21 protein-coding genes are annotated in these 21,190 nt (G+C 70.2%); 8 read left to right on the top strand and 13 right to left on the bottom strand.

Features of this window, described 5'->3' with window-relative positions:
* Positions 1–200 precede the first annotated feature (200 nt).
* The 5 genes from ACZ4MF_RS12340 to ACZ4MF_RS12320 form a co-directional block, all read right to left on the bottom strand.
* Entirely contained in the window at positions 201–1,421 is a 1,221-nt protein-coding gene (locus ACZ4MF_RS12340; protein WP_467491946.1) for a metallophosphoesterase, read from the bottom strand.
* A 209-nt stretch (positions 1,422–1,630) separates the two neighbouring features.
* Positions 1,631–1,897, bottom strand: coding sequence for a hypothetical protein (locus ACZ4MF_RS12335; RefSeq protein ID WP_467491945.1), 267 nt, complete (start codon positions 1,895–1,897; stop codon positions 1,631–1,633).
* A 103-nt stretch (positions 1,898–2,000) separates the two neighbouring features.
* Positions 2,001–3,482: an LCP family protein gene (locus tag ACZ4MF_RS12330; RefSeq protein ID WP_467491944.1), complete on the bottom strand. Its 1,482-nt coding sequence runs from the start codon at positions 3,480–3,482 to the stop codon at positions 2,001–2,003.
* Positions 3,483–3,943: 461 nt separating this feature from the next.
* Positions 3,944–4,186, bottom strand: coding sequence for a hypothetical protein (locus ACZ4MF_RS12325; protein WP_467491943.1), 243 nt, complete (start codon positions 4,184–4,186; stop codon positions 3,944–3,946).
* 225 nt (positions 4,187–4,411) lie between these two features.
* Positions 4,412–4,687, bottom strand: coding sequence for a hypothetical protein (locus ACZ4MF_RS12320; RefSeq protein ID WP_467491942.1), 276 nt, complete (start codon positions 4,685–4,687; stop codon positions 4,412–4,414).
* 55 nt (positions 4,688–4,742) lie between these two features.
* On the opposite strand from ACZ4MF_RS12320, the gene ACZ4MF_RS12315 reads away from it, so the two are divergent.
* Complete coding sequence (locus tag ACZ4MF_RS12315; RefSeq protein WP_467491941.1) at positions 4,743–5,141, top strand: ArsR/SmtB family transcription factor; 399 nt, start codon at positions 4,743–4,745, stop codon at positions 5,139–5,141.
* A gap of 233 nt (positions 5,142–5,374) precedes the next feature.
* Here ACZ4MF_RS12315 and ACZ4MF_RS12310 read toward each other — a convergent pair whose 3' ends face one another.
* Positions 5,375–6,892 carry an LCP family protein gene (locus ACZ4MF_RS12310; RefSeq protein WP_467491940.1) on the bottom strand — a complete coding sequence of 506 codons (1,518 nt, stop codon included), beginning with the start codon at positions 6,890–6,892 and terminating at the stop codon, positions 5,375–5,377.
* Between the two features lie 383 nt (positions 6,893–7,275).
* Here ACZ4MF_RS12310 and ACZ4MF_RS12305 point away from each other — a divergent pair, with 383 nt between their 5' ends.
* Complete coding sequence (locus tag ACZ4MF_RS12305) at positions 7,276–7,602, top strand: putative quinol monooxygenase (RefSeq protein ID WP_467491939.1); 327 nt, start codon at positions 7,276–7,278, stop codon at positions 7,600–7,602.
* A gap of 577 nt (positions 7,603–8,179) precedes the next feature.
* Here the strand turns inward: ACZ4MF_RS12305 and ACZ4MF_RS12300 are convergent.
* From ACZ4MF_RS12300 to ACZ4MF_RS12285, 4 genes are all read right to left on the bottom strand, one after another.
* On the bottom strand, positions 8,180–8,587 hold the full coding sequence (locus ACZ4MF_RS12300) for a hypothetical protein (RefSeq protein WP_467491938.1): 408 nt from the start codon (positions 8,585–8,587) through the stop codon (positions 8,180–8,182).
* 646 nt (positions 8,588–9,233) lie between these two features.
* Positions 9,234–9,878: a polysaccharide deacetylase family protein gene (locus ACZ4MF_RS12295; protein WP_467491937.1), complete on the bottom strand. Its 645-nt coding sequence runs from the start codon at positions 9,876–9,878 to the stop codon at positions 9,234–9,236.
* 931 nt (positions 9,879–10,809) lie between these two features.
* Positions 10,810–11,712, bottom strand: coding sequence for an endo alpha-1,4 polygalactosaminidase (locus ACZ4MF_RS12290; RefSeq protein WP_467491936.1), 903 nt, complete (start codon positions 11,710–11,712; stop codon positions 10,810–10,812).
* Between the two features lie 90 nt (positions 11,713–11,802).
* Entirely contained in the window at positions 11,803–12,210 is a 408-nt protein-coding gene (locus ACZ4MF_RS12285; RefSeq protein ID WP_467491935.1) for a DUF3592 domain-containing protein, read from the bottom strand.
* A gap of 173 nt (positions 12,211–12,383) precedes the next feature.
* On the opposite strand from ACZ4MF_RS12285, the gene ACZ4MF_RS12280 reads away from it, so the two are divergent.
* On the top strand, positions 12,384–12,743 hold the full coding sequence (locus ACZ4MF_RS12280) for a hypothetical protein (RefSeq protein ID WP_467491934.1): 360 nt from the start codon (positions 12,384–12,386) through the stop codon (positions 12,741–12,743).
* 145 nt (positions 12,744–12,888) lie between these two features.
* A complete protein-coding gene (locus ACZ4MF_RS12275) occupies positions 12,889–13,278 on the top strand; it encodes an AQJ64_40280 family protein (protein WP_467491933.1) in 390 nt (129 codons plus the stop codon).
* On the opposite strand, the gene ACZ4MF_RS12270 is transcribed toward ACZ4MF_RS12275, so the two are convergent.
* A complete protein-coding gene (locus tag ACZ4MF_RS12270; protein ID WP_467491974.1) occupies positions 13,237–13,662 on the bottom strand; it encodes a MerR family transcriptional regulator in 426 nt (141 codons plus the stop codon). The genes ACZ4MF_RS12275 and ACZ4MF_RS12270 overlap by 42 nt on opposite strands.
* A gap of 114 nt (positions 13,663–13,776) precedes the next feature.
* Here ACZ4MF_RS12270 and ACZ4MF_RS12265 point away from each other — a divergent pair, with 114 nt between their 5' ends.
* Entirely contained in the window at positions 13,777–14,850 is a 1,074-nt protein-coding gene (locus ACZ4MF_RS12265; RefSeq protein WP_467491932.1) for an alkene reductase, read from the top strand.
* A gap of 341 nt (positions 14,851–15,191) precedes the next feature.
* Here the strand turns inward: ACZ4MF_RS12265 and ACZ4MF_RS12260 are convergent, their stop codons facing one another.
* Complete coding sequence (locus ACZ4MF_RS12260) at positions 15,192–15,596, bottom strand: winged helix-turn-helix transcriptional regulator (RefSeq protein WP_467491931.1); 405 nt, start codon at positions 15,594–15,596, stop codon at positions 15,192–15,194.
* Between the two features lie 111 nt (positions 15,597–15,707).
* Between ACZ4MF_RS12260 and ACZ4MF_RS12255 the strand changes: the two genes are divergently transcribed.
* Complete coding sequence (locus tag ACZ4MF_RS12255) at positions 15,708–16,613, top strand: alpha/beta fold hydrolase (RefSeq protein WP_467491930.1); 906 nt, start codon at positions 15,708–15,710, stop codon at positions 16,611–16,613.
* 530 nt (positions 16,614–17,143) lie between these two features.
* On the opposite strand, the gene ACZ4MF_RS12250 is transcribed toward ACZ4MF_RS12255, so the two are convergent.
* Positions 17,144–18,073, bottom strand: a complete 930-nt coding sequence (locus ACZ4MF_RS12250) for an alpha/beta hydrolase (protein WP_467491929.1) — start codon at positions 18,071–18,073, stop codon at positions 17,144–17,146.
* Between the two features lie 108 nt (positions 18,074–18,181).
* On the opposite strand from ACZ4MF_RS12250, the gene ACZ4MF_RS12245 reads away from it, so the two are divergent.
* Positions 18,182–18,664 carry a MarR family winged helix-turn-helix transcriptional regulator gene (locus ACZ4MF_RS12245; RefSeq protein WP_467491928.1) on the top strand — a complete coding sequence of 161 codons (483 nt, stop codon included), beginning with the start codon at positions 18,182–18,184 and terminating at the stop codon, positions 18,662–18,664.
* 569 nt (positions 18,665–19,233) lie between these two features.
* On the top strand, positions 19,234–20,061 hold the full coding sequence (locus ACZ4MF_RS12240; RefSeq protein WP_467491927.1) for an alpha/beta fold hydrolase: 828 nt from the start codon (positions 19,234–19,236) through the stop codon (positions 20,059–20,061).
* Positions 20,062–21,190 lie beyond the last annotated feature (1,129 nt).

Genomic DNA, 21,190 nt, shown 5'->3' with positions numbered 1-21,190 from the left:
GTGACGGTCACCGCCCCGATGCCTGCGGCACGCACCGTGACCCGGTGACGCCCTTGCCGTCGACGACAACTGCCGACGGAGTTGGCCGAGCATGGTTGCGTCCGGGGATCGGCGGCGCACACCCAGCGGCTTCCTGCCGTCAACTCGCTGTCCGGGTGCGGTGTCCGTGCACGCAGACCGTCGGCGTGGCCCGCCGCGTGCTACGGCGAGGTGGGCAGGTGCGGGGAGCGGAGTACGAGCAGGGTGATCTCGCTGGGGGCGAAGACGCGGAAGGGCGGTCCCCAGAAGCCGGTGCCGCGGCTGGTGTAGAGGAGGGTGCGGGGGCCGTGGTGGCTGAGGCCGGCGAGGGCGGGCTGGTCGATGCGGACCAGGTGGTGGAAGGGCCAGATCTGGCCGCCGTGGGTGTGGCCGGAGAGCTGGAGGTCGATGCCGGCTGCTGCCGCCCGGTCGACGAACTTGGGCTGGTGTGCCAGGAGCAGGACGGGCAGGTCGGGGTCGGCGCCGTCCAGGGCTCCGGCGAGGTGGGCGCGGTGGCCTGCCAGGCCGGAGGACTCGGCCGTGACGTCGTCCACACCGGCGACCACGAGGGTGTCGCCTCCGCGTTCGAGCAGCAGATGGCGGTTGCGCAGCGGCTCCCAGCCCAGCTCGTCCATCAGGTCGACCCAGCCCTGGGCCTCGCTGTAGTACTCGTGGTTGCCGGTGACGTAGACCCGGGCCCGGGTGGCCTGCACCGTGCCGAGTGGGGCGGCCTGGGCGCGGCGGCGTTCGGCCGTGCCGTCCGCGATGTCGCCGGTGTGGCAGACCAGGTCGGCCTCCAGCGTGTTCACCGCCTCGCACACCCGTGCCGACCAGCGAGCGCGATCGAGCGGGCCGTAGTGGGTGTCGGTGATCAGGACGACGCGGACGCCGTCCAACCCGGCACCCAGCCGCGGGAGTTGCACGTCGAGTCGGCGCACGCGTGGCACGCGGCGGGCCTCGGCGTACCCCCAGGCGAGCAGTACGGCGGTGACACCGAGGACGGCCCACGTGACGATGCGGGCCCGGTCCTGGCTCCCGCCGACGCCGGCCACGGTCAGGGCGAGCCGCAAGAGGACGCCGAGCAGAACGGACCAGGTGAACAGAACCCAGCTCGTGCCCAGCAGGGTGTCACCGACGATCGCCGCCCGGTCCTGCTGACGCCGGCCGTGGCCGCGCATCATCGCGAGCGGCATACCGACGAGGCCGAGAGCGAACAGGCCGGTGCCGACCAACGTGACGGGCAGCGGCCAGTGCTGGCCGGCGTGCAGGAGCACCCAGCAGGGCACGGCCCACAGCAGGACGGGGGCGATCAGGGGGATGTAGCGCATCAGGCGGTGCAGTCGGCTCCGCCGCGGCGCCTGCGCTTCACCCTCGGCGGGCCGGGTGTTACTGGTGGCGGTCATGCTTCCCCTCCCTGACCGGGCTGCCGTCTCGCGCACTGTATCCGGTCGCCCTCGGGCCGACCGGACCGGCGTTCATCGAGCGCGGCCCCCTGGCAGCGAAGGGTTCTCTGCGCGACGGCAGGACTCCGCCGTAGAGCACCTCCACTGGCTGGATACGCACTGAGGCGGCGGCCCGGCTCGCTGATCCGGTCCGCCGTCCGACAGGCGGTCTACGTGCCGCTCTGGACCCGGGCGACGATCCGGTCCGGGTCGAACAGGACCCATCGCGCAGCCGCCACGCCCGACAGCCGCAGCCGGCAGGCGGTGACGCCGTCGGGGCCTGTCCACCATCCGGTGGTGGATCCCGGCCACGGCCATCCCTCCCCGTCGTACACCTCGACAGGCTGATAGGTGTCACGCACCTCGTCCTCGGGCGGCAGCGGACACCCTTGCGCCAGTTCGTCGAGCACGCCTTCCGCGGCGGTTGTCTCCCGCATGGCCGGGCCCCTCCCCTTCGCCTCTGTCGACGCTTCCATCATTGCGCAACCGATGAGGTTTTCGCTGAGGGTGGCGAAACGAGCACCGGCCGCGACGAACGGTTCAGGAGTCGGAGTCGGGTTGGTCGCGGGCGGCGGCGTACGCCTGGGCGGGGGTCATGCTGACGCCGTTGAGGGAGACGGTCCTGTAGGGGCTGACCTGAGCGCAGCCCTTGGGCTGGTCGGCCGTCTGGGCGTGGGCGTCGGAGACCGCGGCGTGGGTGTCGGCGGGGGCAGGGGAGGAGGCGCCGGTGCTGCCGTGGCCGGCGGGGTAGCTGGTGCCGCTGGGCCAGTCACTGCCGATGACCAGGGTCAGGCCAGTGTCACCGCCCTGCTCGAGGTGCGAGGAAGGCAGGCCGAGGGCATTGGCCGCCGCCTGGGCCTCGGGCTTCTGCCCGGTGCCGTAGGTGAGCGTGGTGACGGACGCGGTGGTGGGGGCGTTGGCTGTGGTGGTGCCCTGGCTGAAGCCCTTGTCCGTCAGGGCGGTGGCCAGCTCGGAGGCCCGGCCGCCGACAGTGGTGCCGTTCTCGATGGTCACGGCGATCCGGGAGGGATCGACGGACCGGGCGGTGGCGGAGGGTGCTGCGGACTTCTTGCCCGAACCGGCGGTCAGCGACTGGTCGTTGGCGATGCTCGCGAACAGCGACCTGGCTCCGGTGCCCGGCACGACACGGTCCCTGTTGTGGGGATCGGCGGCGGTCTGCATGGTGGTGAAGGTGATCCGGTGGGAGGGGACCTTGTCCAGGTCGGAGGCGAGGCCCACCAGCTTGCTGATGCTGCCCAGCCCGTCGTCGACGGTGAGCGCCTTGGTGGCCGCGTCGGCGAGGCCGTAGACCTTGGCGGGGTCCGTGAGCGTGCCGGCGCTCTTGAACTTGCGGATCATCGCGCCGAGGAAGAGGTGCTGCGAGACCGTACGGCCGAGGTCGCTGCCGTCGCCGAAGCCGTGCCGGGAGCGGACGAACTCCAGGGCCCCGACGCCTTTGAGGGTGTGGGTGCCCTTGGACAGCTTCAGGTGCGAGTAGGTGTCGTAGACGTCGTCGCTGACGCACACGTCCACGCCGCCGACCGCGTCGGACATGCTGACCACGCCGGAGAAGTCGAGCTTGACGAAGTGGTCGATCGGGATGCCGGTGAGCTGGTGGATGGTGGCCACCTGGCAGGCCGGGCCGTACGAGAGAGCACTGTTGATCTGTCCGTAGTAGCCGGACGTGGACTGCTTCGACGTGGGATCGGTGCAGGCCGGGACGTTGGTCATGGTGTCGCGGGGGACGCTCATCACCGTGGCGTTGGAGCGGTCGGCGGCTATGTGCACCACCATCTCCACGTCGGCGTTGCCGTTGCCGGACTGCACCCCGGTCCGGGAGCAGCCGCCGCCCAGCCTGCAGTCGGCCGCGCTGGTGCGCCCGTCCGAGCCGATCACCAGCAGGTTGATCGGGGTACGGCCGAAGGCGTCCGCCTTCTCGCTGCCGCCCTTCCCGTCGAGTGAGACGCTGTTGATGTTGCCGTTGAGGTGCTCGTAGAACCACCACCCGGCGCCGGCGGTCACCAGGACCAGGAAGGCCAGGCACGTCCCGGCGATCCGCAGCGCCCGCCTGCCCCTGCGCGTCGGCCGGACCCGGCGCCGCGAGTTCCCGCGGCCGGAGGACCGGGACGCCGCCCGTGCCGCCGCCCGGCCACCTGGCGGGCGTTCGTCGGCAGGCCGGTCCGTGCGCCGACGGGGCACCTGGGCGGCGCGTGGCTCGGCCGGCGGAGCCGTCCCGCAGGTCACTCATGTCCCACTCCCGGCAATGGTTGCGCCCAGCAGTCCCTCGGGCGTGCGGCCGGTTGTCTGCGGCCGGTCCGTCGGGCGAAGCGGGGCGGCACTTCAGTTGCGTGATTGCGCAATCTAGCAAACGTTCGGGCTGTCGCTCACCAGCCGGCCTCGATTCACAGGCGGCGGCATCGCTGCGTGGGTGATCCGCCACGCCGCGTCGTCCCGACCGACGGCACGCGCTTCGATGCCATTGCTCATTCGTACGAGAGGCCGGAGGAGGGGGAGCCGTCGGCGGAGCGGGGGTCAGAGGTGACTGGCGTGCGCCTGGGTGCGACGGGCAGGGCGGAGGAGCCGTACCTCTGCCCCAGGACCACGGTGATGCCTGGCCCGGTGACGACCTGATCCCGGCGGGCGTCGCTGCCCGTGCCGACGACGGTGAAGCCGTAGCGGGCCGGCGTCCGGCGGGTCGGTGGCTGCCCGATGTTCGGGCGCGGCATGAATGGTCCTCCCGGTGCCGCCGGGGCGGTCGGCCTTCAGTGTCGCCCACAACTCGTCGGCGTCCGGCCGGGCAAGTGCGGCACGCGCGTGGTCGTAACGCCAGTGCACGGTGAAGGACTTGGTGTTGTGCGGGTCGATGGCCTTCAGCGGCATGGCGAAAGAGATCGGCGCGTCAGTCGTTCCCAGGCCGGAGTCGACGTCCTGTGGCACGCACACGGGCGGGGTCACGACCAGCGCATCACGCGGGATCGGGACCGCGAGGGCATGCCGTGGTCGGCGTAGACGTGCGGGAGGAGTGCGGTGTCGGAGCGCCCGACGTCGTCCTTGCTTCCGCCGCCCGGCGCGTTGTTGCCGTGGACGCGACCGTCGGAGCCGATGCCGAGGACGTTCTCCCCGCTGCCCGCCGCTCTGGGGCGGTTCGTGGAGAGGCCGCGCAATACAGCAATCAACGGGTGCAGCGAGGCGCTGGGGATGACCTCAGCCGCGGCGCGGTATTGCAAGGCGTCCTTGAGTCCATGACGCCTACACTGGGCGGGCGCGTGTGAAGCGTCTTTGATGCACGGACGGGAGAGGACTGTGGCGCAGATCGTCGATGGCTTCGAGGATCTGTCCGCCGAGGCGCTCGCGGAGGCAGTCACCGCCTTCGGGATGTTGGCTTCGACGCCGCGGCTGCACATCATGTGGGCGCTGTCCCAGGGCGAGAGCGATGTGAGCCGGCTCGCGGAACGGGTGGGCGGGACGCTGCCCGCGATGAGCCAGAACCTGTCGAAGCTGAAGCTCGCGGGCCTGGTCCGCTCCCGCCGCGAGGGTCGGCGGCAGATCTACCGTATCGATGACCCCGACGTCGTCCTCGTCGTCCGGCTGATGGTCGGTCAGCTCGCCCGGCGTACCGGGGAATCGCTGCCACTGCAGGGACAGTCGCGCAGGACAAGCGCCTGGGACTACCCGGCCTGAGGCGCCGCGCCGAGACGCCGATTCCCGACGCGGCCCGCATCGTGCACGTGTGGAGGCAGCACGACCGGGACGTCTCCGCCCACGGGTCCCTCTGCCTCGACGAGTTGGTCCGACTCCATCCGGTCACCGCGCTCGCGCTCGCCGTCGAACGGCCTGCGCGGCCCGCTGCTCGTGGGCGGCGTGGCCGCGTCAGTGGCGGCCTGTCTCGCCATCGCTGACCGCGCGGCGCCTCGTCAGCCACCTGATCCGTACGTGAGATCGGAGCACGGGTCGTCGTCCGCCGAGCGGGCGTCGTCCGTCACGGAGCCGGGCACGGCGGTCGGGGTTTCCGCGGCGGAGGAACCACCCGTGGCGTAAGAGGCGCCCAGGACCACGTTGATGCCCGGTCCGCCGATGAAATGGAGTTGGGCGCCGGGGAAGAGCCGGGCCACCGTCTCGGCTTGTGGCTTCAGGGCGGCGCCGTACTCGATGACGGTGGTGGTGTCGTCCTGGCTGCTCGCCCTGGCGGTGCCGGTGACGGTGAAGCCGTGCTCCGTGAGTGCCGAGACGGCCCTGGAGGTGAGGCTGCTCAGGGCGGTGCCGTTGTATACGGCGACGTCGATACCGGCGCCAGAGACGCTCCGGGTGGGGCTGGGCGATGCGGCCGCGCCGCCCTGAGGCTGCTTCTTCCCGCTGGCGTCCGTGCCGTCGATGGTGCGATCCGCCTTGAGTGCTGCCCACAAGTTGGAGGCGTCCGGCTCGACGACGGCGACGCGTTCGCCGGCGTACCGCCAGGGGAGGGTGACGAACTTGGTGTCGTGCAGGCCGATGTCCTTCAGCGACATGGCGAAGGACATCAGTTTGTTCGCCGTGCCCAGGCCGGGGTCGACCGTGAGCGACTTCGTGGCGGCGTCGGCCAGCGGCAGCAGGTTGACGGGTGTGATCCCGTCGCTCCTGACCTTCTTGATCAGGCCGGCGAGGAAGGCTTGCTGCCGTTTGATCCGCCCTATGTCGGAGCCGTCACCGAGACCGTGCCGTATACGGACGTAGTCCAGGGCCTGTTGTCCGGAAACGGTCTGCTCGCCCTTCTTGAAGAGCAGGTTGCCCCGGGTGGCGCGGTTGGGGTCGAGGTCTTTCTCGTAGACGTCCTGCGGCAGGCAGACCTGCACCCCGCCGACCACACCGGTCAGTGCCGCGAAGCCCTTGAAGTCCACGACCACGGTGTGGTCGACGCGCAGGCCGGTGAGCTGTTCCACGGTGTTCTGGGTGCAGGCCGGATTGCCCTTGTCCGTCTGCCCGACGGAGAACGCCGAGTTGAACATGGCGTCGGTCTGCGACTTCGTCCAGGAGCCGCCCGGCAGTCTGCAGGGCGGGATGGTCACCAGGGTGTCGCGGGGGATCGACACGGCGAGGGCGTGCTTGTGGTCGGCGTAGACGTGCAGCAGGACCGCGGTGTCGGAACGGCCGATGTCGTTCGTATCGCCGCCGCCCAGTGAGCTGTTGCCGTCATTGCGCGCGTCGGACCCGATGACCAGGACGTTCTCGCTGCGGGACGGGCCTGCCGCGGGGCGGTGCCCGGACAGGCCGCCCGCGTCGAAGGTGCGGATGGCGCTGTTCAGCTTCAGGTAGATCCAGCCAAGGCCCACCGCGCCGAGCATCACGACGACCAGCGCGATGAGCAGCATGATCCGCCACGGGCTGCGCCCGCGGCCCCGTGCTGTCCTGCCGTCCCCTGTGGTGGTCATCCGGGCGCCCCCGTCCGTCCGCGTCATACAGAAGGGACGACTGGCTCTACCCAATGGTTGTACAGTTGCGCAATGTGGCAATTATGGCAGAGGGGGTGCCACCCTGCCTGTTCTGAGCCGCCGCCCGAAGGAGAAGCTGTTCGGCGCCAAAGGGCTGCCCGGCAGGGGCACGGCGCTATCCGCCCCCGCTTGTGCCGACGATGTGGTGTCCGCCTCGGCCGACCCCGCTGGCTGTCTGTTCCGGGCCGTTCCCAGCGACGGCATCATGCGCGGTCGGCCATCGAGGACGCAGGGAAATTGCCGCCCGACATCATGCGTCGTCCGTGCCGAGGCGAGCCTCGTCGACGGAGGCTGCGGAGCCTGCGGACGGGTAGTCTCGCAAGCGGACGTCCGGCGAAGGGGGAACGCGCGTGTCCAGTGAGAACATGTTCAGTGTCCACGGGCGGATGACCGCACTGCCTGGGCGGCGTGACGAGCTGATCACCCTGCTCCTTGACGGATTCCGCGCCGGCGGCGAGGACGGCGGCCTGCTTGCTTACAGCATCAACACAGCCTTCGACGAGCCGGATACGGTCTGGCTGACACAGCTGTGGATCGACAAGGAAGCACACGACGCGGTCACCCGTTCCGAACCGGTCGCGGCGGTGACTCGCCGGGTGCTTCCCCTCCTGGCTCAGCAACCCGAGGGCTTTTACGGCCACGCCGTCCATGTGCACAGCCGAATCACCGAGTCTTGATCATTGCGTCGCGCTTGCCGTCAAGCCGTCAGGTCGGTCAGGAGGTCGCTCACTACCGTCTTCTCCTCGATCAGTACGCCGAGGTGGGTGAGAGCTGGGCGCGGCTCAGGATCCCATGCCGCGGTGGCGGGCGTGCCGGTCGGAGGTCTGGCCAGGGGAGGGCGCAGGCACCGCACAGGATGAGGCGTGGGCGTCTCCGAGCGCGCGGGCGGCCGAAGGCGGGCAGGGACAGGGCCGGGTCGGACGGAAGGCGGTGCAGGGCTTCGCATCGGTGGGCGCGGGGGCCGGGAGCGGCATCAAGCGCCATCTGAAGGCCTCTGAACGCGAACCAATGTGCCGCACTTTGGGGTAAACCGGTGGCTCGATCCATGTGACGTCGTCGGGGCCGGCTTCGGGTCCGGGGGCAGCCGTGGCCCCGTCGGCTTCGGCCATGTCGTCGGCGAGGCTGTTCCGGCATCTGTCCCACTACATCGCCATGAGTTCGATCCGTCCGCGCTCGTACTCCCATCCCGTCTGCCATCGAAACGGCAGGGCCGAGCAGACGCGTCGCGGGCTTCGAGACCGCGCGGGTCGGCGGTCAGCGAACGCGGACTGTCTCGGTGGGCGTGACCGTTTGCAGGTGCAGCCTGTGCGAGGTCAAGCCCGCCTCGTAGAGTGCGCCGCGGAACTGCAGCGTGCCTCGGTGCTTCGCCTGTACCCAGGTATCGACTGCGCCACCAAGGCCGATGCCTCCGTGAGCGCACTGCACCGTACGCCAGGGCCCTTTGCCCTGTCGCTGCTGCACACAGAACTTCTGAAGGTCTTCCGAGTCGTTCGAGGCGTCCCCCTTCACGTGGACGCGCGCGCCGGCCTTCACGGTGTGCGGGCTTACCTTGAAGTCGTAACTGATCTTCGCGGAAGCCGTCACCGTGCTCAGCCCAAGTGCTGCTACGCCTGCTGCCGTGACGACGGCCGTACGTACAGCACGTCGGTCGAGAAAGCCCATCGTCTGTCTCCCCCTTCGAGCCCTTCGAGGTCTCGGCCGTGGCACCGGCGAAGAACGGAGTACCCGAGACCGTCCCCGGTCCGCAGCCGCCGTATCAGTTCACCGACCTCAACCTGTCAGAGGGAGAACGCCCGAGCGCCGTTGCCCCGCGATTCGTCTTTTTTGGCGGCTCTCGCCGAGCCTGGCGCGCTCACGGAGACCGGGTATCGGTTTCCCCCTTGTGCAGATCCCGGCCATCGGCGGGATTCAGGAGGTCGCCGATGGTGAAGTCCAGCACGGGACCACCTGCATCGTTCCGGATCTTCCCCTGACCCTGACCCTGATCCAGGGCTCACTCGTGAATCCTGCCTCTGGGCACGGCCGTGTCTCCTTCGCTCGACGATGCTGGAAGGCCCCGGGTCGCGACACAGGGCCCTCGGCCAGCGAACCCGACCCCCCGTGCGACAGCGACCGCTGTGCGCCGAACGGGTGACGACGGCCACCAGGCCCCGATGCGACCCTGACGGGCTGCCACATCCGGATGAATCGCGGGGGCCCGCGGTGCCTGGAAACAGGACCGCAGCGGGGCTCGGTCGAAGTGGAGGTACGGCGCCCGGCAAGCGCTACCCGTGGAAGGCCGCTGCTCGGCCGCCGTCGGCACCTCCCGTCAGGGGGTGACGAACTGATAACCGGCATCGAGCAGGCGGGGAAGCACCAGGCGCAGGGCGGCCACTGTCTGGGAGCGGTCGCCTCCGCCGTCGTGCTCCAGGATGATCGATCCGGGACGGGCGTGAGCCATGATCCGCTCGACGATGAGCGAGGTGCCCGGTCGTGACCAGTCGTGGGGGTCGACGGACCAGTCCAGGAGGCGCATGCCCATCGCGCCGCAGGTGGCCAGGGTTGGCTCCGACCAGACTCCGTAGGGGGCGCGGAAGATCGTGGGACGATGGCCGGTGACCTTCTCGATCGTGTCGCTGGTGCGTTCGAGCTGGGAGCGGACGGTCGCTGCGGATGCCCGGGCCAGGTCGGCGTGGGTCCAGGTGTGGTTGGCGATCAGGTGGCCTTCGGCGGCTACCGCCCGCACCAGGTTGGGATACGCGCTGACGCGGGCACCGACCTGGCAGAACGTGGCGGTTACGGCGTAGCGGCGCAGGAGGTCCAGCACCTGCGGAGTCCATTCGGGGTTCGGACCGTCGTCGATGGTCAGCGCGATCGCTCGCGGGCCCCGGTGAACGTAGAACTCCGGCCTGCCCGGCAGCTCGACGTAGGCCGGCTCGCTGGCGTGAGAGTCGCCCGGATGAGTGGGCTTCACGGTGTCAGGTGCCGGCCTCCCTTCGTGTTCAGGCGTAGCGCCAGGGGCTGTGCAGCCGCTGAGAAGCATCAATCCGCCGACTGACAGCAGGGCCCGGCGGGTGACATGTGTACTGTCCGTGTTCTCCATGCCTTGGGTAACTGCGTCACCCCGGAGGGTGGTTGCGCTCTTTGCGGACAGAACACGAGCCTGGTCCACTCGATGGAACCGGCCCTCGGAACGCGGCCTGGGCCGTGCCGAGTGGGCGGGCGCGGGCCCCAGGCGGTGAACCGGCCCAAGTCTGTCCTGGTCGGCGCCGACCAGAACCTGCCGGAGAAGCCTGCCGGGCTGGGCCATACGGGCTTTTCCGTATCTGCGCGCGGTTCGCCGACGGCGGCGGGACACAGGCCTTCCAGCTCTGTCGGGTCCGCTTGCGGCTCGTTGCGGCATGGCAGGTGCCGTCTGGCCGGTTTCCGAGGCTTGGGGAGATTGTTGGCGGAGGGATTGGCGGGGGCGGTGCCGGTTGTCGTGGTCGGCGTTGCACGAAGGCGTCTGCCTTCGGCGATCTCGGCGGGGAAAGCAGCCCTGCCGCGGTACTGACCGGGCGGTGGCGGCGCGGACAGTGATCCCCGACCGGGCCCGCTCTGCTCGCACTCTGCGGTGTCCCCACAGCGGATTCTCCCGCGCGAGACGCAGGATCAGCCCCCGCGTCTCCTCCGAAATCGGCGGCCGACCGGGGCTCTTGTGGGGGTGGGTCCACTGGCCGGCGACCAGCTCCCGGTGCCCGCGCAGCAGCGTCGCTGGGGTGTTTTCACGCCGGACCTGCGCGCAGGCCGCTCCGGCAGCAGTGCGCCGTCATGGTTCCCGGTCGGGGCGAACTCGGCGGCCCGCAGGCGCTTGCCGAAGTGCGGTCGGCAGGAACGGACCGAGCCGGGCGTCGAATGCCGGTGCATCAGGACGTGCCGCAGGTTTCCCGGTGGTAGTCCTTGTCGCCGGCGGGCACGAGGTTCAGGTCCCGCCGGACGATGCTGATCTTGTCGCCCCAGCCCCGGCACGCCTTCTTCATGCCCTGCTCGGTGTACTCGATCACCATCATGTGGTGGCCGAACGCGGCGGCGTAGTCCCCGCATTCGTCGTACTGGCCGCACTCCTCCACCACGGCGAAGTCGACGCCGACCTGCTTGCGGTACGGAGCCAGCGCCGCCGTGTTCTTCTGACCGATGGCCAGGCCCTGCGCGTGCGCGTGGGCGGCGAGCAGGGACAGGAACGCCTTCGCGTCGTTCGCGGTGAGCAGCCCGTGGGGTACGCGTGTGTAGCTGTCGTAGTTGTCCGGATCGATGGCCTTGTACCCCTTGGCCGCGCATCCGTCGATCCAGGCGTTCACCTTCCGCGCGATCCGCTTGCGCTTGGCGTCGGTGTGAACGTCCAGCATGGCCTCCCCCCAGTCCTTGTCCATGACGACCTTGCCCGCCCCGTCCCGGAGCAGCAGATCGGCATCCCACTCCTTCTCCGCGCCCGGCTGGGCCTGGAAGGCGTTGACGTAGCAGATGTTGTAGAGCCCCGGTGCGGGCGGCGCCGTGTGGTCACGGACGACGACGGACACCCCGGCCGGCGGGGTGTAGGGACCGCCGAGCTGGTAGTCGAAGCCCGCGCGCACAGGCGGAAGCGTCACCTTGGACGATCCCCCGACCGCGTTCCCCGACGCCGCGCCGGCCCCGGTCGGCGCGGTCGCGGACGAGGAAAGCGCCTGCTCCGTATCCTCGCCGCGCGAACAGGCAGTGGCGAGGAACGAGGCGACGGCGACCGACACCGCGCAAGCCACAGCGGAGCGACGGGGAAAGATCCGGTTACGCATGGTCGACAAGCTCCAGAGAGAGGAAGGGAGTGGCCAGAAGACGCCGGGGCCGCACGCAGCACGGCCATGGGCCGCTGCCGGATGAAGCGGTCACTTCGTCAGGACGATCAGTACGCCGGCCCCGAGGAAGACCATCCCGCCCAGCAGCAGGGACACCGCCGTCCCCATCATGTGCCGCCACATGTGCACCCGTGCCGTCTGGGGGTGCCGACCTTCATACACCACCGGAACCTCACGCCCGGTCGCCAGGCCCATCCCGGTCCCCCGCATCCGGGGTGAGAACTCCATGCGGTGTCCCTGCTGGTCGTGGAAGGCGATGACCGGCACCCAGATGTGCCCGTCGTCCTCGGCGACCTGCGTGTTGTCGACCACGATGCCTCGCGTGCGAATGCCGTCCCGCCGCAGCCGCCGCACCACAGCCGCCTCCCGCCATGCGACGGCGATGAGCAACACGGCTGCCGCGGCACACAGCACCGCGCCCGTAGTTCCGTTCGACATCGACCGTTCTTCCCGTTCCGTCCGGCACGCCGAGTCCTCGCAGTCGAGGAGACGCAGCTCCCGGAAAGACGGTTGCAGCACCGGATGACCCGACTCCTGGAACGCCGGGGTCGGGCGACGGAAGATTTCTCCGGCCGGCCGGATGCCGGCTTCAGCAGGGAACGTTCGGCCCGGTGAACCTTCCGCCCCCGGCCCGCGTCTTCCCGCGCGACCGCCACCACACGCCCAGGAGAACAGACGTGGCCGACAAGGACGTTGAGCGGACCGACGGGCGGGGTTACGACCCGGGGCCCTGGTGGGCGGGCCTCGGTAGGTGGGGGGCTGTCGCCCTGATCGTCTTCGGGGGTCTCGCCGCGGCGTGGGCCTTCTTCCGGCTGCCCGGCACTCCGGAGGAGTCGGCGTCCGGCTACTACCAGGCGGCCAGGGTCATCGCCATCGGCCTGGTGATCGCCGGAGGCACCGGCACCTTGCTCAGCCGCGGTCGCGCCCGGGCCGCAGCCACCGAGGAGACGAACGGGCCGGAACGCTCCTGACGCCGTCGGCCGTGCTCGTTCCGGCGCGGGCAACCCTCGCGCGCGCCGGTCGGTCTTGCCGGACGCCGGGGTCGGGGAAGTGCCCTTGCCGGGCGCCGGTTCGGGGGCGGAAGACGATGTGCCGAGTGCGCGAGTGAGGGTGGAGATGACGAATCCGAACACCGTGGTGACGTGGGTCGACGCACGCGAGAGGCTGCCTCGGGACGGTACACCGGTGGCAGCGGCGATCACGGGCCGGTATCCAGCTGACATTGCCGCTGCGTCCGAGGCCGATACGGCGTTGGGTGAGGAATTCTGGCTGGTGAGGCCGATGGTCTTCACGACCGTGCACGGGAGTGAGGACGGGGCGGAGCACAGGGACTGCTTCGTCGATTCCGACGGGGTTGTCCGTTTGCCTTACGGCCTTGCCAGTGATGAGACCGTGACTCACTGGGCTGAGCTGCCCACCCTTCCAGGCGGCATGACGCACCTGGTTCTCGGGGAAGGCGTGCGGTCAGCTCTCCAGAACGCGTGGGGCGCTCGCCCCGTCACCTGACGCACGGCGGACACCCTGAGCGAGCGCGTGGCTCTCCCGATGGGCCCGGGCCGTGGCCATCAGGACGTCCAACGCGGTCCGGGTCCGCACGAGTTCGTCGATGTGCTCGGAGAGCCGGTCGCGCTCCTGCGCCATCCGCTCAAGAGCGGCGTCGTAGTTGCCCTCGCTGGGCGTGTCGACGCAGGGCAGCAGCTCGGAAATCGTACGACTGGACAGGCCCGCCGCGTACAGGCGCTGGATGAATCGCACCCGCTCCACCTCGGCCTCCGTGTAATGCCGCTGGCCACTGGCGCTACGGCTGCTGGTCAGCAGCCCCTGCTCCTCGTAGTAGCGCAGCGACCGGACGCTGACGTCGGTACGCGCCGCGAGCTCGCCGATCCGTATGACTGCCTCCCGTGGTGAACCACGCCACAGCGCTTGCCTCTGACATCCATGTCAGGTTTTAGCGTAGCGCTGTGCCCGGCATCCGGGCACGCGATACGGACGGAGGAGCCCGACGTGACGACGTTGTTCAGCAGCTACCGACTCGGCGACCTGACCCTGCCCAACCGGATGGTGATGGCCCCGATGACCCGCGGCAGGGCCGCGTCCGGCGGCCTCGCCACGCCGTCCATGGCGGCGTACTACGCGCAACGCGCGACGGCCGGACTGATCGTGTCCGAGGGCGTGCAGCCCAGCCTCATCGGGCAGTCCAACCCGGGCACGCCCGGACTGCACACCGAGGAGCAGGCCGTCTCGTGGCGTGCCGTGACCGACGCCGTACACATCAACGGCGGACGGATCTTCGCCCAGCTCATGCACGGCGGCCGGGTCTCACACCCCGACACGACCGGCCACCGGCCCGTCGGCCCCTCGGCGATCGCCGCAGGGGGCGACGTCTTCACCCCGACCGGCCCGCAGCCCGCACCCACACCCCGCGCACTGGACACCGCCGAGGTGCCCGAGCACGCCCACGCGTATGCCGAGGCGGCCCGCCGCGCGATCGACGCGGGCTTCGACGGCGTCGAACTCCATGGCGCCAACGGCTACTTGATCTCCCAGTTCCTCTCCTCCAACGCCAACCGGCGCACGGACCGCTACGGCGGCACGGTCGCGGGCCGGATCCGGTTCGCCGTTGAGGCCGTGGCCGCGACGGTGGACGCGATCGGCGCGGCCAGGACGGGCATCCGCCTCTCCCCGGGGGGCGGCTTCTGGGGTGTCGAGGAGACCGACGCGCTCGCGCTCAACACCGCGCTGCTGACGGAACTGGCCCGGCTCCAACTCGCCTACGTCCACCTGGAGGTGACCACGGACGAGGAGGTGCTCATCGGCCTGCGCCGCGCCTGGCCCGGCACTTTCATCGTCAATCCGGTCCTCCCGATGGGCCCCAAGCAGGCCGGCCGCGCGGAAGCCGACCACTGGCTGGGCCTCGGCGCGGACCTGATCAGCTTCGGCCGCGGCTTCCTCGCCAACCCCGACCTCGTCGAACGCCTCCGCACCGGCCTGCCGATCGCCCCCGTCGACGAGGCCACGTACTACCAGGGCGGCGACACCGGCTACCTCACCTATCCGGCCTACCAGCACACGGCCTGACGCCCATGCGGGCGGGTCGACACAGACGGCCCGGCCCGCCATGCGCCCCCCCACTGCGGACGCATGGCGCACGTCAGCGCCATGCGGCATCGTCGGGTACCACCCGGCAGGGATTCCGCGCAGTTCTTCCGCTTCTGCCTCGACCCGCCGCGCGAGGCGATCCTGCGCGGCGCAACTGCGATCGCCGCACCGCCACGCGTGCTTCGACTTCTGATCGTCGGTCATGCCGGGCGTCCTTCCTGGGACCGCGACCCGATGCCGAAGCGCAGGCGGCGAAGCGCCCGGGCTTCGGACCGGAGGGTGCCGCCGGACCGCGGAACCTTTCGGGAGACGGAACCGGTTCAGCCCTCGCCGGTTCCGTCCGGCTCGGTACGTCGGTTGGTGTCGATCTCGGCCATGTGCTCCTCGGCCCAGGAGCGGAGCGCGGCGAGCGGCACCTCCAGAGACAGCCCCAGTGGGGTGATCCGGTAGTGCACGCGCGGCGGGACGGTGGGCTCGACACGGCGGGAGACCAGGCCGTCGCGGGTGAGGCTCCGCAGGGTGGCCGACAGCATCTTCTGCGACACGCCGGGCATCCTGCGCTGCAACTCGGCGAACCGCACCTCCTGCGGAGCGGCCTCGGACAGCACCTTGATCGCCATGGACGTCCACTTCGTACCGACCCTGTCGAGCAGCCGACGCGTCGGGCAGTCCGGATCGAAGAGGTCCCCGCGCGCGGCGGCGGGGCCCGTGGCTGGGGTGGTCACCCGGAGCTCACCATCTTTCGGGAATGTGCCGTCTTGGTACGTCGAGCTTAGTCACCTACTTTCATGTTGTAACCAATAGTTACTGTCATCGGAGCAGATGTGACGCCTCACATGCCCTCGGCCGCCCGCCGTACCACCGGTCCAGACCTCGATCCGGACGTGGAGATACGGACCGTCACGGCGGGCGGTATGACCCGTAAGGTGGCCCTCGCCGGCGAAGGCCCCGCCCTCCTGCTGCTGCACGGTTTCCCGCACACCTGGGAAGTGTGGCGGGCGGTCATCGGCCCGCTGGCCCGGCACCACCGGGTGATCGCGCCGGACATGCGGTGGCTGCGCACCGACAAGGCTGCGTCCGGCACGGAGCCCACGGCACAGGGCTACGACGCCGCGACGCTCGCGCGGGACGCCGAATGCCTGCTGAAGGCGCTCGGCGTGACGGACGCCGCGGTGGCCGGCATCGACGCGGGAGCCCCTCCCGCCTTCCTGCTCGCCCTGCGGCGTCCCGGCCTCGTCCGGCGCCTGGTGCTGATGGAGGCGCTGCTCGGCGGCCTGCCGAGCAGCGGGCAGACCGCGGTGGACGGAGCCCGATGGTGGTTCGGATTCCATTCCGAGCCCGGTCTCGCGGAATCCGTGCTGACCGGCCACGAGGACCGGTACATCGGCTGGTTCCTCGACAACGGCACGCTCGGTCGCGGCGTACCCGGCGCGCTCCGTGAGGCGTTCCTCGCCGCCTACACCGGCGAGGACGCCTTGCGCCGCGCCTTCTCCTACTACCGCGCCCTGCCGGGCAGCGCCCGGCAGATCAGGGATGCCACCATGACGGCCCGGCTCACGATGCCCACCATGGCCATCGGGGCACACCCTGTCGGTGCCGCGCTCGAACAGCAGTTGCGCCCGATCGCCGACGACCTGACCGGCCATGTCATCGAGGACTGCGGTCACATCATCCCGCTGGACCGCCCTGAGGCCCTGCTCGCACTGATCCAGCCGTTCCTGGCCGCCGACGTCGCCGCGTGACGGCGGCCGCCCCACGCACCGCGGCGGTGTCAGCGGGCCGGGGGGCGCCCCCTCGACGCCGGGGACAGGACCCTCGGTGAGCGTGTCACCGGCCGGGCTCCGCAGCAGGACCGGTGCATCGGCGCCGGGAGTGCCCGGCTGTGCGGAGTGGACGGGCGGATGTGCGCGGACCGCTGGCACCGGGGCGAGCCGGAGAGCCGCAAACTCCCTGCCCTCAGCCGCTCCTGGAGAGACCACCGCAGCCGACTGGAGCCGGGCCTCCTGGCAGTAGCCCGTCACGTGCCCCAACTTCAGGAGCCCGTCGCCCCACACTCGGCAAGATGCGCGGGACCCGGTGCCGTCCGGCGCGGCCAGGAACTGGATGTTGCCGCCGAAGCTCTTGTGCTTCTGCGCGAACCACAGGTCGTTGCCGTTCTCCCGGACCCCGGTCAGCCGGTCGCAGGCGATCGGCGTCCGCCCAGCACGCCGATGCGCTCGCAGAGACGTTGAACTCACTGAGACTGAACCCGTGGAGGCCGCCGGGGTCGGTGTCAGCGGACCGGTTCGAGATGGTCGGCGTCCGGGTGCCCGGCGCTCAGGTGGGCGGTGAGGAAGCGGGCGGCGCGGTCGAGTGCGGCGTCCGCCTCGTCGAGGCGGCCGTAGTGGTGCTGGAAGACGTGGGGGAGGCCGGGGCCGACTTCGAGCGTGACCTCGACTCCGTCGGCGCCCGCGCGGCCGGCCAGCCGGACCGCGTCGTCGAGGAGCACCTCGTTCGCCCCGACCTGCACGAGGAGTGGGGGCAGTCCGGTGAGGTCGGCGAACACCGGACTGGCCAGGGGATGCGCCCTGTCGCCTGCGCCGACGTAGAGATCGGCGTAGGCGCGCACGTCGGCCTCCGTGAAAATGGGGTCGGCGCTCTCCTTGGAACGGATGCTTCCTCCAGCGAGGGTGAGGTCGGCCCAGGGGGAGAGGACGACCACGGCGGCTGGTTGCGGCAGCCCGGCCTCCCGGGCGGCGAGCAGCGTGGCGATGCTCAATCCGCCACCGGCGGAGTCACCGGCCATGACGAGGTCCTGCGGGTCGGTGCCCGACGCCAGCAGTTCCCGGTAGGCCGCGAGCCCGTCGTCGACAGCCGCGGGGAAAGGGTGCTCGGGCGCCAGCCGGTAATCCACCGACGTCGCGCGCAGGCCGGCGCGGCGGGCCAGTTCACCGACCAGCCCTGCGTGGGTGTCCGGTGAGCCGATGACGTAGCCGCCGCCGTGCAGGTAGAGCAGTCGGCCGCGGCCGGAGGCTTCGGCCGGCTCCAGCTCCAGGGCCGGCCGCCCGCCCAGGACGGTCCTGCGGGTGATCACACCCTCCGGCGCGGGGCGGGTGACAGCCGCGGCGAAACCGCTGCGCTGCTCCTCGGGAGTGGGCCGCGTCTCGCTGCGAGGGGCGGAGCGGAGTATGGCGTCCAGGGCGTCGCGCTGCTGTCGGGACATGCGGGGCCTCCATGGGTCGGGGTGCGAGGATGGATTCCTGGGAATCCACCTGCCTGACCTCAACCGGATTACAGGGAAGATGCTTCCCGGGAATCTACTGGAGCGAATATGAGCTACATCACCCCGATCTTCTCCGATCTGGTCCGCGTCGAGACCCGGCTCTACAACGCGGTGAGCGCCCGGTTGCGCGCCGAACAAGGGCTGGGGCTGGGACAGTTCGAGCTTTTGGAGATCATCGACCGCGTGCCGGGGTGCCGCGTGCTCGATATCGTCGGCGAACTGGCGATCACCGTGGGGGCCGTCAGCAAGGCGGTCGACCGGCTGGTGGCCGCGGGCTGGTGCCTGCGGGTCGCCCACCCCCAGGACCGCCGCTCGTCCGTCCTCCGCCTCACATCCGCGGGTGAGAAGCAGTTGTCCGCTTCCCGCCCCCTTGTCGAAAGCGAGCTCATCTCGCTGACGGCGGCGGTTCCCCCGGACGACCTGGCCCGCATCGCCTCGACCCTGGCCACCCTTCGCGCAACCCTTGAGGCGGGCGGTGGAAGACCGCCGGCTCCCGAGTTTGCGGAGAATCGGGATCATGGACGAGGCTGACAGGCTCTCGTCCGGGTGAGTCCGGCTGACGAGTGAACGACCGGGCTGAATGCGAAGAACCAGTCGTCGATGTCCGGGCCCGCGGCGACGTCGCCGCGGCGATGGTGGTGTCGTCCGGGACAGCAGCCAGAGCAGTCCGTCCAGCGTTCCGGCCGCCACCGACAACAGAGGCAGCACGCGACGGGCCCGGACCGGACGGGGAGGCCGGGGCGGGCTGTCCGCCGCCCGGGACAGTCCCTGCGACCGGCCGCTGCCCCCACGGGCCGTTCAGGGCCCGCTGCTCCTTCAGGGCGACCGGAGCAGGGAGCGGGTCCGACCGGGTACGGAGCTTGCTGACACCGTTGTCGTGCACCCGTTGTTCCCTGTCCGGTCGCCGCGGTCTGCCCGGCGCGCTGGAGTGGGGCTTTGCGAGTAGCGTGGCTGATACGACGTGCTCATCGGCCGCTTCCGCTGCCGGCCCCTCCGCCACCTCTTGCGTCCGCTGCCGGCCGTGGCGTGACATTCCAATCGCGGCCCGTGCGCCGAATTCTCATGAAGCGAAGATTCCGGACAAGTGTTGGAGGGCGATCATGGCCTTCGCCACTGCCGAGGACGGCACGCAGATCTATTTCAAGGACTGGGGATCGGGTCAGCCGGTGGTCTTCTCCCACGGCTGGCCGCTGATCGCGGACGCGTGGGATCCGCAGCTGATGCTGATGGCGGACAACGGCTTCCGGGCCGTGGCCCACGACCGGCGCGGAGGCGGACGCTCGGGCCAGCCCTGGAAGGGGAACGACCTCGACACGTACGCCGAGGATCTCGCCTCCGTCATCGAGGCCCTCGACCTCCGCAACATGATCCTGGTCGGTCACTCGACCGGTGGCGGAGAGGTCACGCGCTACATCGGCCGGCACGGCACGGGCCGTGTCGCCAAGGCGGTCCTGCTGGGTGCGATCCCCCCGTTGATGCTCAAGACGGACGCGAATCCGCAGGGACTGCCGATCGAGGTCTTCGACGAGATCAGGAAAGGCGTACTGACGGACCGTTCCCAGTTCTACAAGGACCTCAGTGCGCCCTTCTACGGCGCCAACCGCGAAGCGACGACCGTCTCCCGGGGAACCCGCGACGAGTTCTGGCTCTGGAGCATGACGGTCGGCATCAAGGCCGCCTACGACTGCGTCAAGGCGTTCTCGGAGACCGACCTCACCGAAGACCTGAAGACGTTCGACATTCCGACGTTGATCATTCACGGCGACGACGACCAGATCGTGCCCATCGTGGCCTCCGCGCAGAAATCGTCACAGCTCGTCAAGGACGTGACCCTCAAGGTCTACCAGGGTGCACCGCACGGTCTGTCGATGGTCCCCGAGTTCGCCGAACGGTTCAATGCCGACCTCCTCGCATTCGCCCGCGGCTGACCGGCGTGGTTCAGGCGCTCCGATGGCAGCCAGGATGCCGGTGAGAATGCCGGTATCGGCATCGCTCTTGTCCGTAGGGCCGGCGAGCCCGCCGATGCTGCGTGACCGCTACGGTTCCGACGGGCCCTGCCCTCTTGTTGTACGCCCGTCGCCCGCACGGGAGTTGTCGACGCCGAGCAGAAGGAAGTCCGGTGGCCGCCCCGGGGGGCCTTGCCGCTTTGCGAAGGTGTCCCGCTGCAACGGGGCCGTCACCCGCTCCGCCCCCAAGTCCGCGCAGGCGCAGATGAAGTACCTGTTCGACAAGGCCGCCGCACAACGGGCGCCGAGGCGCTGGTACGGAGGCTCGCCTGGCGCGACTTCGTGTGCGACTGCGGGATCAGACCCGGCAGCAGAGATCCGGGTTCTACGCTCTGCCCGAGCCGACGGTAGTGAGTGAACAGGGAGCGGGACGCTTCGAGCACGCCGCCCGCGGCAGCCGAGGAGACCGGTCCCTGTCCGCCCGTACGCCATTTCATCGGCGAAGCGGCGCCGGCACTCACGACCTGTCGACGGTCCTCGCCGACGTCGGTGGACGGCTGCGGCACGGAAACCTCCATGACCATCCATCCAGGCGACCGGGGTTGCCGCACGAATGAAAGGTCATGGATCACCCGCTCACGGTTCCGCTGCGCGTCGGGATCGGACGGCACCACAGCTCGTCCGACACGGCTTCGCCGCGTCCGACAAGCGCGGTCGCAACGGTCGTCCGGAGACGCGGTGTGCGGGCGCGCCGAAACTCCGCGTCCGAGTGGTCGGCTACTTGAGCGGAGCGGCCGGCAGGGCTGCGCACGGTGCCCTGGCCCGGGACCGGTCCGGATCTTGGGTTGGCAGTCGGTGAGAATGACGTGAGTTGCTGGAGGCGCACGGTGCGGCGTCCACGTGCCTTGGAGTCCGAGGAAGGCGACGGCGACCCCTCCGGCCGTGTGGTCCCCGGCACGGTACGGATCCCCCCGGGTGGGCAGGCCCGCCTCCGTGCCCTGGTAACCGCTGCCGTCCGACCCGCGTGCGACGGCAGGACCCAGCAGGCCACCTGTCCGTTTCAGCGAAAGATCGCTGGATTGTGAAACGTAAGTAAGTATTTTATGAACTT

It is taken from the genome of Streptomyces sp. NPDC025793 (assembly GCF_055558375.1).
This window is presented reverse-complemented; position numbering and strand designations above follow the sequence as displayed.